At 63.0% G+C, this 12,268-nt stretch carries 15 protein-coding genes; 7 read left to right on the top strand and 8 right to left on the bottom strand.

Translation table 11 applies throughout. The annotated features are described in order from the left end of the window. Positions 1–95: 95 nt before the first annotated feature. The 6 genes from APH44_RS06830 to APH44_RS06855 all read right to left on the bottom strand — a co-directional run bounded on the left by APH44_RS06830 (position 96) and on the right by APH44_RS06855 (position 6,508). Positions 96–1,517, bottom strand: a complete 1,422-nt coding sequence (locus APH44_RS06830) for an amino acid permease (protein ID WP_054891944.1) — start codon at positions 1,515–1,517, stop codon at positions 96–98. 648 nt (positions 1,518–2,165) lie between these two features. Continuing rightward, complete coding sequence (rluB, locus tag APH44_RS06835; protein ID WP_054891945.1) at positions 2,166–3,248, bottom strand: 23S rRNA pseudouridine(2605) synthase RluB; 1,083 nt, start codon at positions 3,246–3,248, stop codon at positions 2,166–2,168. 149 nt (positions 3,249–3,397) lie between these two features. Next, positions 3,398–4,165: an SMC-Scp complex subunit ScpB gene (scpB, locus tag APH44_RS06840; protein WP_054891946.1), complete on the bottom strand. Its 768-nt coding sequence runs from the start codon at positions 4,163–4,165 to the stop codon at positions 3,398–3,400. Positions 4,166–4,180: 15 nt separating this feature from the next. Beyond that, positions 4,181–4,879 (bottom strand): ScpA family protein, encoded by a 699-nt coding sequence (locus APH44_RS06845; protein WP_162714451.1) that lies wholly within the window; start codon positions 4,877–4,879, stop codon positions 4,181–4,183. Between the two features lie 125 nt (positions 4,880–5,004). Next, the gene (locus APH44_RS06850) at positions 5,005–5,634 is read right to left on the bottom strand and encodes an L-threonylcarbamoyladenylate synthase (RefSeq protein ID WP_081255296.1); all 630 of its coding nucleotides are present in this window, start codon (positions 5,632–5,634) and stop codon (positions 5,005–5,007) included. Between the two features lie 13 nt (positions 5,635–5,647). Beyond that, positions 5,648–6,508 carry a PHP domain-containing protein gene (locus APH44_RS06855; protein ID WP_054891949.1) on the bottom strand — a complete coding sequence of 287 codons (861 nt, stop codon included), beginning with the start codon at positions 6,506–6,508 and terminating at the stop codon, positions 5,648–5,650. A 67-nt stretch (positions 6,509–6,575) separates the two neighbouring features. Between APH44_RS06855 and APH44_RS06860 the strand changes: the two genes are divergently transcribed. The 4 genes from APH44_RS06860 to APH44_RS06875 all read left to right on the top strand — a co-directional run bounded on the left by APH44_RS06860 (position 6,576) and on the right by APH44_RS06875 (position 8,680). Continuing rightward, positions 6,576–7,172, top strand: a complete 597-nt coding sequence (locus APH44_RS06860; RefSeq protein ID WP_054891950.1) for a septation protein A — start codon at positions 6,576–6,578, stop codon at positions 7,170–7,172. Position 7,173: 1 nt separating this feature from the next. Beyond that, on the top strand, positions 7,174–7,473 hold the full coding sequence (locus APH44_RS06865; protein ID WP_050706755.1) for a YciI family protein: 300 nt from the start codon (positions 7,174–7,176) through the stop codon (positions 7,471–7,473). Positions 7,474–7,605: 132 nt separating this feature from the next. Continuing rightward, positions 7,606–7,995: a hypothetical protein gene (locus tag APH44_RS06870; RefSeq protein ID WP_054891951.1), complete on the top strand. Its 390-nt coding sequence runs from the start codon at positions 7,606–7,608 to the stop codon at positions 7,993–7,995. A 7-nt stretch (positions 7,996–8,002) separates the two neighbouring features. Then, a complete protein-coding gene (locus APH44_RS06875; protein WP_054891952.1) occupies positions 8,003–8,680 on the top strand; it encodes a response regulator transcription factor in 678 nt (225 codons plus the stop codon). A 34-nt stretch (positions 8,681–8,714) separates the two neighbouring features. On the opposite strand, the gene APH44_RS06880 is transcribed toward APH44_RS06875, so the two are convergent. Then, on the bottom strand, positions 8,715–8,930 hold the full coding sequence (locus APH44_RS06880) for a DUF1127 domain-containing protein (RefSeq protein WP_054891953.1): 216 nt from the start codon (positions 8,928–8,930) through the stop codon (positions 8,715–8,717). Between the two features lie 96 nt (positions 8,931–9,026). On the opposite strand from APH44_RS06880, the gene APH44_RS06885 reads away from it, so the two are divergent. After that, on the top strand, positions 9,027–9,878 hold the full coding sequence (locus APH44_RS06885) for a LysR substrate-binding domain-containing protein (protein ID WP_054891954.1): 852 nt from the start codon (positions 9,027–9,029) through the stop codon (positions 9,876–9,878). 6 nt (positions 9,879–9,884) lie between these two features. Here the strand turns inward: APH44_RS06885 and APH44_RS06890 are convergent, their stop codons facing one another. Next, complete coding sequence (locus APH44_RS06890; RefSeq protein ID WP_054891998.1) at positions 9,885–10,634, bottom strand: sulfite exporter TauE/SafE family protein; 750 nt, start codon at positions 10,632–10,634, stop codon at positions 9,885–9,887. Positions 10,635–10,750: 116 nt separating this feature from the next. On the opposite strand from APH44_RS06890, the gene APH44_RS06895 reads away from it, so the two are divergent. Further along, entirely contained in the window at positions 10,751–11,704 is a 954-nt protein-coding gene (locus APH44_RS06895; protein WP_054891955.1) for a LysR family transcriptional regulator, read from the top strand. A gap of 57 nt (positions 11,705–11,761) precedes the next feature. Next, a complete protein-coding gene (locus tag APH44_RS06900; RefSeq protein ID WP_054891956.1) occupies positions 11,762–12,217 on the top strand; it encodes a MarR family winged helix-turn-helix transcriptional regulator in 456 nt (151 codons plus the stop codon). Positions 12,218–12,268: the final 51 nt, after the last annotated feature.

The following is a 12,268-nucleotide window of genomic DNA, read 5'->3' on the forward strand; positions in this document are numbered from 1 at the left end:
TTTCGCGGGCAAGCCCGCTCCCACAGGGCCCGATCAGACAACAAAAAACCCGGCGCCAGCCCCTGGCACCGGGTTTCCCGAATCAAGCTACCGGCTTACTTGGCCACGCTACCCGCCGCAGTACCCGCCTGCGCCATGCGCTTGCTCTTGATCACATAGAACACATACATCACCACCAGCCACACCGGAATCGCATAGACCGAAATCTGGATCCCCGGAATCTGCAGCATGATGCCCAGGATCAGCACCACGAAGGCCAGGCACAGGTAGTTGCCGTACGGGTACCACAGCGCCTTGAACAGCGGTTTCTGGCCGGTACGGTCAAGGTGCTGGCGGAACTTCAGGTGCGAGTAGCTGATCATCGCCCAGTTGATCACCAGCGCCGCGACCACCAGCGACATCAGCAACTCCAGGGCATGCTGCGGCATGAAGTAGTTGAGCAGTACGGCAATCAGGGTGAACGCTGCCGACGCCAGGATCGCCCGCACCGGCACGCCACGACGGTCGATCTTCGCCAGGCCCGCCGGCGCATCGCCCTGCTCGGCCATGCCGTAGAGCATGCGCGCATTGCAGTAGGTGCCGCTGTTGTACACCGACAGTGCCGCGGTCAGTACCACGAAGTTCAGCAGATGCGCCGCCACGTCACTGCCCAGCAGCGAGAACACCTGGACGAACGGGCTGCTGCCGTAGCTGCCGCCGGAGGCATCGATGCTGGCCACCAGGCTGTCCCACGGGGTCAGCGACAGCAGCACCACCAGGGCACCGATATAGAAGATCAGGATGCGGTAGATGACCTGGTTGATCGCCTTCGGAATCACGGTCTTGGGCTTGTCGGCTTCGGCAGCAGTGAAGCCGAGCATTTCCAGGCCACCGAAGGAGAACATGATGATCGCCAGCGCCATCACCAACCCGCTCACGCCATTGGGGAAGAAGCCACCATGGCTCCACAGGTTGGTCACCGAGGCGTCCGGACCGCCGCTGCCGCTGGTGAGCAGATACGCGCCCAAGGCGATCATGCCGACGATGGCGGCCACCTTGATGATCGCGAACCAGAACTCGGCCTCGCCGAACACCTTGACGTTCATCAGGTTGATCGCGTTGATCAGCAGGAAGAAGCCCGCTGCAGTGACCCACGTCGGGATCTCCGGCCACCAGTAGTGGACGTACTTGCCGACCGCAGAGAGCTCCGACATACCCACCAGGATGTACAGCACCCAGCAGTTCCAGCCCGACAGGAAGCCCGCGAAGCCGCCCCAGTACTTGTGAGCGAAATGGCTGAAGGAGCCGGCCACAGGCTCTTCGACGATCATCTCGCCGAGCTGGCGCATGATCATGAAGGCGATGAAGCCACAGATGGCGTAGCCAAGGATCATCGAGGGGCCGGCGGATTTCATCACCCCGGCCGAACCGAGGAACAGGCCGGTACCAATGGCGCCGCCCAGGGCGATCAGCTGGATATGGCGGTTCTTCAAGCCACGCTTGAGTTCGCCTGACGACTGCGAATTGTGTCCACTCATGAACGAAGTCACCTGCTTGTTTTTATCTGTGACGGAATCGGACCCGCCGCGCTCGTGGCACAGCGGAATGAGGCAAGGTGGTTACCTTGGGTTCCCGGACCCTGGCGTCGCGCCTGGCACGGAGCCTGAGGCGGATCAGCCGGGAGTCGGCGAGAATGCGTGGTACGCGAGGGGGTCACAGGTAAAACGCGGCGCATTGTATACCCCTGCGAGCGCGCAGGCGTCAACGCGTTGCGTCGTTTCCTCGGGAAAAAACGCAGCGGTCCTGTGGCAAGGGCCATCAATGGCGTAGTGATCGGCGTACATGGCGCCTCCATTTGTTGTTGTGTAGGCCCGACTGGAGTGGTGGGCTGGTGCACATGGCAATGCCCGTCATATCAGCGCGAGGCGGGGCTTTGGGCAATAGCACGAATGGTCGGCGCAAGGCTCTACAGCGCGGCATGCGGCAAGATCTGTTTACACCAACTTGCAAAGCAGGAAACCGAACGGCAATTCCGGCAGACTTCGTATAAATTTCGTTACAAGGTGGTTCAAAAACTTTCCAGCGTGACGAAAAATGCTTCGCACTCAGGGGCTTGAGGACGCTCAGTTTTCGACCAGGCACAAAAAAGCCAGCCCGAAGGCTGGCCTTTTCACCGCAGGATGCGATCACCCACGCGGCTTGCCACGACCACGGCCAACCGGCTTGTCGCCTTCGGCACGTGCAGGACGCTTGCGCATCTCGCTAGGGCGTTCGGCAACGGTGCTGCCACGGCCACCCTTGCGCGGTGCTTCTTCACGAGCCGGACGCGCCGGACGCTCGCTGGGCGCGCGCGGCTGACGCTCGCCGGCATCCTTGGCTGGGCGCAAGTCACGTACGCGCTCGCCACGACCCATGGGGCGCGTGGACTTGCGCTGCAAGCGCTCGAGCTTGTCCTTGGCCTTGAGGTTGAGGGTCGGCAGCGCCACCGGCTGCAGCCCGACTTCGGCGGCCAGGATGTCGATCTCGCCCTGGCTCATTTCACGCCAGCGCCCCATCGGCAGGTCGGAGTTGAGGAACACCGGGCCGAAGCGCACACGCTTCAGACGGCTGACCACCATGCCCTGGGACTCCCACAGGCGACGCACTTCGCGGTTGCGGCCTTCCATCACCACGCAGTGGTACCAGTGGTTGAAGCCTTCACCGCCCGGCGCCTTCTGGATATCGGTGAACTTGGCCGGGCCGTCCTCGAGCATCACGCCCGCCTTGAGGCGTTCGATCATCTCGTCGTCGACCTCGCCACGGACACGCACCGCGTACTCGCGGTCCATCTCGTAGGAGGGGTGCATCAGGCGGTTGGCCAGTTCACCGTCGGTGGTGAACAGCAGCAAGCCAGTGGTATTGATGTCGAGACGACCGATGTTGATCCAGCGGCCCTCTTTCGGGCGCGGCAGGCGGTCGAACACGGTCGGACGGCCTTCAGGGTCGTCACGGGTGCAGATCTCGCCATCGGGCTTGTTGTACATGATGACGCGGCGGGTCGCCTCGGCGGCTTCCTCGCGCTTGATCAGCTTGCCGTCGACAGCGATGGCATCGTGCAGGTCGACGCGCTGGCCGAGGGTAGCCTCGACGCCATTGACCTTGATGCGGCCTTGGCTGATCCAGGCTTCGACGTCACGGCGCGAACCGACACCGATACGTGCCAGCACTTTCTGCAGCTTTTCGCCGGACGGTGGGGTGATCTGGGTTTCTTGCAGGTCTTTGTCACTCATCTGGGCACCTCCCGGTGTACGGTGTAGTGAAAGCGGTTTGGCGGCGGATGCGCCAAGGGGCGCGTATTGTACGCGGTTCAGGGAGCTGGCGCATCGGGATGAGAAAGTTTTTCTGCCCGGCGGTTAGCTCGTGAAAGGGTCAGCGCAGATCAGGACTTGTCCTCGTCCTCGACCACATCCTCTTCCTCGCGTAAGTCATCGAAGTCGATCTTGAGCCCTTCTTCCATGGCATCCAGCTCCACCAGCAAGCTGCGGAAGCTGGTCTCCTCCTTCGGCTCACTCTCGTCTTCAGGCCCATCCTCGCCCAGGCTGGCATCGGCCAACGCCTGCAGGTGCGCGGGCACCGGCGCATCGTCCAGGTCGTCGAGCACAGGTTCTGGCTCCATCTCGCGCAACTCGGCCAGGGGCGGCAACTCATCGAGGCTCTTGAGATTGAAATGATCGAGAAACGCCTTGGTGGTGGCGAACATGGCCGGGCGGCCAGGCACTTCGCGGTAGCCGACGATGCGGATCCACTCGCGTTCCATCAGGGTCTTGATGATGTTGCTGTTGACTGCCACCCCACGCACATCTTCGATCTCGCCACGGGTGATCGGCTGACGGTAGGCAATCAAGGCCATGGTCTCGAGCAGCGCCCGGGAATAGCGCTGCGGGCGCTCCTCCCACAGGCGACCGACCCAGGGTGCGAAGTCCTCACGAATCTGCAAACGGTAGCCGCTGGCCACTTCCTTGAGCTCGAAGGCGCGACCGTTGCACGACTTGCCGAGCACCTCCAGGGCCTTCTTGAACACGGCCGGCGCCGGTCGCTCTGCCTCCTCGAACAATTCGAAGAGACGCTCCAGGGACTGTGGCTTGCCTGAGGCCAGCAAAAAGGCCTCGATCAACGACGCAAGGTCGCGGGGTTCGTTCAGGTTCATCGGCGCTCTTTACTGTCACTCAGCCCGGGCACGGACATGGATCGGGGTGAAAGGCTCATTCTGCACCAGTTCGATCAGCGATTCCTTCACCAGCTCGAGAATCGCCATGAAGGTGACCACCACACCAAGCTTGCCCTCCTCGACGCTGAACAGCTCGATGAAGGGTACGAAGCCTCCGCCCTTCAGACGCTCGAGCACCTCGCTCATGCGCTCGCGGGTCGACAAGGTCTCGCGGGTGATCTGGTGGCTTTCGAACAAGTCGTTGCGGCGCATGACTTCGGCCATCGACAGTAGGATTTCTTCCAGCGCGACGTCGGGTAGCAACTTGCGCACCTTGGCCTGCGGCGCCTCCAGTTGTGGCACCAGCACCTCGCGCCCGATCCGCGGCAGCTCGTCGATACCCTCGGCGGCCGCCTTGAAGCGTTCGTACTCCTGCAGGCGGCGGATCAGCTCGGCGCGCGGATCGCCCTCTTCTTCCTCGATTTCACTGGAGCGCGGCAGCAGCATGCGCGACTTGATCTCGGCCAGCATGGCAGCCATCACCAGGTATTCGGCAGCCAGCTCCAGGCGCACCGACTTCATCAGCTCGACGTAGCCCATGTATTGCCGGGTGATCTCGGCCACGGGGATGTCGAGAATATCGATGTTCTGCTTGCGGATCAGGTACAGCAGCAGGTCCAGCGGGCCCTCGAAGGCTTCGAGGAAGACTTCCAGGGCATCCGGGGGAATGTACAGATCAACCGGCATTTCGGTGAGGGCTTCACCGTAGACCAGCGCCAACTGCAGTTGCTGCGGCGCCTCGGCTTCGACCGTCGGCGCCTCGGGGGCCTGCACCTGGTTCACGCGTTGACCAGGAAGGGTGTGGGATCGCCGCAGCCTTCGCGGATCAGCTGTGGCTCGTCACCGGACAGGTCGATGATGGTGGACGCCTTCAGATCGCCGAAGCCGCCGTCGATGACCAGATCGACGTGGTGCTCCAGGCGTTCGCGGATTTCGTAGGGATCGGTCATCGGCTCATCGTCGCCGGGCAGGATCAGGCTGACGCTCATCAACGGTTCGCCCAGTTCCGCGAGCAGTGCCAGGGTGATGCCATGGTCCGGCACGCGCAGGCCGATGGTACGGCGTTTTTCATGCAGCAACAGGCGCGGCACCTCGCGGGTACCGTTGAGAATGAAGGTGTACGGGCCGGGGATATGGGCCTTGAGCAGGCGGAAGGTGCCGGTATCGACCTTGGCATACAACCCCAGCTGCGACATGTCGCAGCACATCAAGGTGAAATTGTGCGTTTTATTCAGGCCGCGCAGGCGCCGGACCCGCTCGATCGCCGCCTTGTCGCCGATCTGACAACCCAGGGCGTATGCCGAGTCGGTCGGATACACCACCACCCCGCCCTTGCGGATGATCTCCACGGCCTGCTTGATCAGGCGCGCTTGCGGGTTCTCCGCATGAATCTGGAAGAATTGACTCACGTAATCGTCCTGTTCATACCGCCATAGGCTGTTCATGGCTGAATCGGCGCCACAGAGGTGGCAGGTCCTCGGGCAATGGCCGGTAGGCACCGATCTCGCCCCAGGTGCCGGGGCCGTGGAAGTCACTGCCAGCGCTTGCCAGCAGGCCGAACTCACGGGTAAGGATGGACATCGTGCCCACTTGCTCGGGCGGCATCATGCCATTGACCACTTCAAGCGCCTGCCCTCCCGCTTGAATATAGTCGGCGATCAGGCGTCTGCGCTTGCTACGCGTCAGTTCATAGTGCATGGGATGGGCCAGGCTCACCCAAGCGTTGGACTGGCGAAGGGTCGCGACAGTTTCCTCGAGTGTCGGCCAATGCAACTTGACGTCCCCCAGCTTGCCGGCGCCCAGCCATTTGCGGAACGCCTCGCCGCGGTCCTTGACATGCCCCGCACGCACCAGGAATTCGGCAAAGTGCGGGCGCGCCGGCGCGTTGCCGCTGTCCCCCAGCTCCTGCTGCACGGCGCGCGCGCCCTCGAGCGCATCGGGCATGCCCTTGCCCGCCAGGCGCCTGGCGATGTCTTCGGCGCGCAGCCAGCGACCACGGTGCAATTGCTCGATGGCCTCCAACAGTGGCGGCGCATCGAGGGGAAAGTTGTAACCCAGCACATGGATGGTCGCACCGCCCCAGGTGCAGGAAAGCTCCACCCCGCTGACCCATTGCATGCCCAGGTCAAGACAGGCCTGGCGCGCCTCGGGGAGCCCTTCGAGGGTATCGTGATCGGTCAGCGCCAGCGTGCGCACCCCGTGCTCATGGGCGCGTGCGACCAGTGCCGTGGGCGACAGGGCGCCGTCGGAGGCCGTGCTGTGACAGTGCAGATCAACATTCATGGAGGAGCGCTTTCGCCGGAATCGATGTTTGTTATTATGCCGTCACATCCCGCTTCTGGCTGCCATTGTGAAACAATTCATCGATTTCATCCCGCTGCTGCTGTTCTTCATCGTCTACAAGCTGGACCCGCGCCCGGTCGAATTCGCCGGACAAAGCTTCGAGTTCGGCGGCATCTACAGTGCCACGGCGATGCTCATCATCAGCTCCGTGGTGGTCTACGGCGCGCTGTTCCTGCGCCATCGCAAGCTCGAAAAGGGTCAGTTGCTGACGCTGGTGGCCTGCCTTGTGTTCGGCGGCCTCACCCTGGCCTTCCACAGCGAAACCTTCCTCAAGTGGAAAGCGCCGGTGGTCAACTGGTTGTTCGCGCTGGCCTTCGCCGGCAGCCACTTCATCGGCGATCGGGTACTGATCAAACGCATCATGGGCCATGCCCTGACACTCCCGGAAACGATCTGGACCCGCCTGAACCTGGCCTGGATCCTGTTCTTCCTGGTCTGCGGCGCAGCCAACCTGTTCGTCGCCTTCACGTTCCAGGAGTTCTGGGTCGACTTCAAGGTCTTCGGCAGCCTGGGCATCACCGTGATCTTCCTGGTGGCCCAGGGCGTGTACCTGTCGCGCCACCTGCACGACACCGACCCTTCCACCCCTAAGCCCAAGGATTGACATGCTCTACGCCATCATCGCCAGCGACGTCGAAAACTCCCTGGAAAAACGCCTGGCTGCACGCCCTGCGCACATCGAGCGCCTGCAGCAGCTCAAGGCCGAAGGCCGTGTAGTCCTGGCCGGCCCGCATCCGGCCATCGACAGTAACGATCCCGGCGCTGCCGGCTTCAGCGGTAGCCTGATCGTCGCCGAATTCGACTCCCTTGCCGCCGCACAGGCCTGGGCCGACGCCGACCCGTACATCGCGGCAGGCGTGTACGAGAAGGTGGTGGTCAAACCGTTCAAGCAAGTGCTGCCCTGAGCCTGATCGAGCCTGTTCGCGGGCAAGCCTTCACGACGACTTGCACGCGAACAGGCCCAGGCAATCCCCGGATTCATCTATTGCGACCCACTGCCGACAACCTTCTGAATCGAACAAGAATCAGGAGTACCGATGCGCCAAGGTCCGATGTCCCTGCTGCTTTTCTGCCTGTTGCTGCTCTCCCCCCTCGCCCTCGCCGAACAGCCTCTGTCGCTGGAAGCCGGTGCGCGCATCACCGAGCTGCAGCAACGTCTGGAGGAAAGCGAGAAACAGCGCGCTGCACTGAGCAAACAGCTGCAAAATGCCGACAGCGCCCGGGAAAGCACCCAACTCGAACGCCTGCGCCAGGACAATCAGCGCCTGCAGGCTACGGTGGAAAAACTGCAGACCACCAGCCCACTACGCCTGCTCACCGACCAGCAGCAATGGTTCCTGATCGGATCGGTCGTTGCACTGTTGTCGGCAGTCTGCGGTATCTTAGCCAGCGGCGGACACAGAAGACGCCGACAATGGTTGAATTGAGTGAGTCATGAGCGAGCTGTTACTGATTGATGATGACCAGGAGTTGTGCGAGCTGCTCGGTAGCTGGCTGACTCAGGAGGGCTTTGCGGTCCGCGCCTGCCACGACGGCGAGAGCGCGCGCCAGGCCTTGGCCGCCCACGCCCCGGCGGCGGTGGTGCTGGATGTGATGCTGCCCGATGGCAGCGGCCTGGAGCTGCTCAAGCAACTGCGCAGCGACCACGCCGAACTGCCGGTATTGATGCTGTCGGCCCGTGGCGAACCCCTGGACCGTATCCTGGGCCTGGAGCTGGGTGCCGACGATTACCTGGCCAAACCTTGCGACCCGCGTGAGCTGACCGCTCGCTTGCGTGCCGTGCTGCGCCGCAGTCATCCGGCGGCGCCCAGCACCCAGATCGAGATCGGCGACCTGGCCTTCAGCCCCGTGCGCGGGGTAGTCAGCATCGATCAGCGCGAGATGAGCCTGACACTCTCCGAGAGCCGCATCCTCGAAGCCCTGCTGCGCCAACCCGGCGAGCCATTGGACAAGCAGGAACTGGCGCAGATCGGCCTGGGCCGCAAACTGACGCTCTATGACCGCAGCCTGGACATGCACGTCAGCAACCTGCGCAAGAAGATCGGCCCCCACGCCGATGGCCGTCCACGCATCGTCGCCCTGCGCAGCCGCGGCTACTACTACAGCCTGTAACGCAGCGGGGCGGCGATGCCCCGCAGCGACGCCTTCACTTGCGCAATGGATCGTCCCAGAACGGACGCTCCACCTCCTGCAGGGTATCTGCCCGACTCAACCCCAGATCGTGCAGCGCATCGTCGCTGAGGCTGGCCAATTGCCGACGCTGGCGGTACAGCTGCTGCCAGCGCAACAGTCGCTCAAGCGCCTGTGCAAGCAGTTGGCCCAAGGAGAAGGAAGTGTGGGTAAAACCGACATGACCTTTCATCGTGAAGCCCTCCGTGTGAGTGGCTTCAGTCTCGCGCCGAGCTTAGGATCAATCCAACGAATGTTTCTTATGTCTTGCATCTGGAGGATTGATGCAATGTCCACCTACCAGAGCCTCGACGCCGACGTCTTGCGCACCTTCGTTGCCATCGCCGAACAAGGTGGTTTCACCCGTGCCGGGGAGGTCGTCAACCGAACCCAGTCGGCCGTGAGCATGCAGATGAAACGCCTGGAGGAAGACATCCTCCAGCGCCAGTTGTTCGAGCGCGACGGACGCCAGGTGCGCCTGACCGCCGAGGGCCAGGTGCTGCTCGGTTATGCCCGGCGCATCCTCAAGCTGCACGGCGAGGTGTTCAACACCTTGCGCATGCCACACATGGTCGGCGTAGTGCGCATCGGTACACCGGACGACTACGCCATGCGCTTTCTGCCGGCGATACTCACCAGCTTCGCCAGCAGCTATCCACTGATCCAGGTGGAGGTGCATTGCGAGCCATCGAAGCAATTGATGCTGCGCCAGGACCTTGACCTGACGATCATCACCCGCGAGCCAGGTGCCGAGGTGGGCCAACTGCTGCGCCAGGAACGCCTGGTATGGGCCGCCGCCAAGGGTTTCTGCCCCCACGAACAGCGCCCGATACCCCTGGCGATGTTCAACACCGACTGTTTCTGCCGCTCCTGGGCCTGCAACGCCCTCGAACATCAGGGGATCGATTACCGCATCGCCTACACAAGTCCGAGCCTGGCTGCGATCTTTGCCATCGTCGGCGCGGGTTTGGCGGTTACGGCCCAGTTGCAGAGCCTGATCGGCGACTCGCTGTGCATTCTCGGCGAAGACCAGGGTCTGCCGCAGTTGCCGATGGCCAATGTGATGCTGGTGCGCAATGCGCAAAGCCATTCGCCGATCACCGACTGCATGGCCGACTACGTGATCGACGGCTTCAGGTAAAGGTTGTCAGAGCTCCAGGCCCAGCATCACCGCACAGACGATCAGAAACACGCAGAACAGCGTACGCAGCACTTTCTCAGGCAGCGCATGAGCCAGCTTCACGCCCCAGCTGATGCTGAGCAAACCGCCTATCGCCAGCGGAATACCGACATGCCAGTCAACGCTGCCATGAACGCCATAGGTGAGCAGCGTCACCATGGTGCTCGGCGCCGCAAGCGCCAGCGACAGGCCCTGAGCCACCACCTGGGTGGTGCCGAATACGCTGGTCAGGATCGGCGTGGCCACTACCGCGCCGCCAACGCCGAACAGCCCGCCCATGCTACCGGCGAAGCAGCCCAGCACACCCAGCCACGGCCAGGGATAACGCAGCTGGCTGCTCGGCGGGCTGGCTTTCATGAACATGCGCGCCACGTTCCACACCGCTAGCGCCACCAGGAACGCGACGAAGCCCAGGCGCATGGAGTGTGCATCGAGCCCTACCGCCCAGATCGAGCCCAGCCAGGCAAAGATAAAGCTGCACAGCGAAAGCGGCACGGCATGGCGCAGCTCGATGCGGTTGCGCTGATGATAGCGCCACAGCGCCAGCAGCACGTTGGGCACCACCATCACCAACGCCGTACCCTGGGCCAGCTGCTGGTCGAGACCGAACAGCACTCCCAGTGCAGGAATCGCAATCAACCCACCGCCGATCCCGAACAGGCCGCCCATGGTGCCCAGCGCCGCGCCCAAAACGATGTACATCAACCACTCGATCATCAGTGCCTCATTCGACTGCATTCTCAATCCAGGCATGCTACCCAGTGGAGGCTGGCAGGGAAACGCACAGCAGCGCACAATGGCTTTGCGTTTTACGCACAAGCATGGGAAGGGTCATGAGTCCAGATATCCTCACCGAACAACTGAGTCTGTTTCTCGATGTACTCGAAACCGGCAGCTTCTCGGCGGCCGCGCGCCGTCACCCCTTGACGCCTTCGGCAGTCGCCCGACGCATCGACAACCTGGAAAACGCCGTGGGCAGCCGCCTGTTCGTGCGCAGCACCCATGCCGTGCGCCCGACTCCGGCAGGCAATGCCTTCGCCGAGCGCGCCCGGCGCATCATCGAGGAACTGCGCCTGGCACGGGCCGAAGCGGTATCCCTGAGCAATGCCCCGGAAGGCCTGATCCGCATGGATGCCCCTGCAGCCTTCGGCCGCCGCCACCTGGCGCCAGCGATCGCCGACTTCCTGGTGGCTTACCCCGGGCTCGATGTGCAACTGCGCCTGATCGACAGTTTCGTCGACATGCACGGCAGCCACCTGGGCGAGGTCGACCTGGTGCTGCGCGCAGGCACTCTGGCCGACACACGTCTGGTCGCCACTCCGTTGGCCTACATGGTGCGCATCGCCTGCGCCAGCCCCGCGTACCTGGCCGCCAGAGGCGTGCCCACCTGTCCCAGCGAACTGCCGCAGCACGACGGCCTGGACTGGGATGGCCTGGCACCACCGTTCGCCTGGCGCTTCGCCGTCGACGGCCAGGTGCGCCTGTACCGCCCGGCACGCCTGCGCATGACCGCCAACAATGCCGAAACCCTGCTGTTCGGCGCCCTCGCCGGCCTCGGCATCGCCCATCTGCCCACCTGGCTGGTCAGCGAATACCTGCTGCGCGGTGAACTGCTGCCGCTGTTCTGCGAAAACGGCCTGCCCGAACCGGAAACCACCGGTATCTATGCACTACGACTCGAACATGAAACGAACTCTCGCAGCCGCTTGCTGCTCGAATTCCTCAAGAGCCGCTTCAGTCCTGTCCCTCCCTGGGACCTGGCGCTACGCAGTGGACTGCGTGGTTGATGAGCGCGCTAACGATCAGCGTGCTAGATTCTTAACTGAACTCATTCAAGGACCTGCATGAACGCCGACATCAAAGCCCCCTGCGACGAGCTGCTGCTGGACAATCAGGTGTGCTTCGCCCTGCACTCCACCTCGTTGCTGATGACCAAGGTCTACAAACCCTTGTTGCAGGCCCTGGGCCTCACCTACCCGCAATACCTGGCCATGCTCGTGCTGTGGGAGCAGGACGGCCTGACCGTAGGCGAAATCAGCCAGCGCCTGTTGACCGACCCCGGTTCGCTCACCCCGCTGCTCAAGCGCCTGGAAAGCGAAGGCCTGCTCAAGCGCACCCGCAGCCGCGAGGATGAGCGCGTGGTGCTGGTGCAACTGACCGACAAGGGCCGTGATTTGCGCGACGAGGCCAGCAAGGTGCCGCACTGCATCCTGGAAGCCTCCGGGCGCACGGTGGAACGCTTGCAGAAGCTGCAGGCCGAACTGCTCGACCTGCGCAACAGCCTGCAAAAAAGCCTCTGAGGACTATGCTGTGAAAGCCTGTCGGACGAATGGTCGAAAATTTATCTTGCG

This window comes from Pseudomonas sp. NBRC 111143 (assembly GCF_001320965.1).
In the GTDB taxonomy this organism is placed as follows: domain Bacteria; phylum Pseudomonadota; class Gammaproteobacteria; order Pseudomonadales; family Pseudomonadaceae; genus Aquipseudomonas; species Aquipseudomonas machongensis.

Bases quoted from the DNA above. Each gene is read 5' to 3' on its own strand.
- APH44_RS06830 (WP_054891944.1), bottom strand. From the start codon at position 1,517: ATGAGTGGACACAATTCGCAGTCGTCAGGCGAACTCAAGCGTGGCTTG.
- rluB (WP_054891945.1), bottom strand. From the start codon at position 3,248: ATGAGTGACAAAGACCTGCAAGAAACCCAGATCACCCCACCGTCCGGC.
- scpB (WP_054891946.1), bottom strand. From the start codon at position 4,165: ATGAACCTGAACGAACCCCGCGACCTTGCGTCGTTGATCGAGGCCTTT.
- APH44_RS06855 (WP_054891949.1), bottom strand. From the start codon at position 6,508: ATGAATGTTGATCTGCACTGTCACAGCACGGCCTCCGACGGCGCCCTG.
- APH44_RS06865 (WP_050706755.1), top strand. From the start codon at position 7,174: ATGCTCTACGCCATCATCGCCAGCGACGTCGAAAACTCCCTGGAAAAA.
- APH44_RS06870 (WP_054891951.1), top strand. From the start codon at position 7,606: ATGCGCCAAGGTCCGATGTCCCTGCTGCTTTTCTGCCTGTTGCTGCTC.
- APH44_RS06875 (WP_054891952.1), top strand. From the start codon at position 8,003: ATGAGCGAGCTGTTACTGATTGATGATGACCAGGAGTTGTGCGAGCTG.
- APH44_RS06880 (WP_054891953.1), bottom strand. From the start codon at position 8,930: ATGAAAGGTCATGTCGGTTTTACCCACACTTCCTTCTCCTTGGGCCAA.
- APH44_RS06885 (WP_054891954.1), top strand. From the start codon at position 9,027: ATGTCCACCTACCAGAGCCTCGACGCCGACGTCTTGCGCACCTTCGTT.
- APH44_RS06890 (WP_054891998.1), bottom strand. From the start codon at position 10,634: ATGATCGAGTGGTTGATGTACATCGTTTTGGGCGCGGCGCTGGGCACC.
- APH44_RS06895 (WP_054891955.1), top strand. From the start codon at position 10,751: ATGAGTCCAGATATCCTCACCGAACAACTGAGTCTGTTTCTCGATGTA.
- APH44_RS06900 (WP_054891956.1), top strand. From the start codon at position 11,762: ATGAACGCCGACATCAAAGCCCCCTGCGACGAGCTGCTGCTGGACAAT.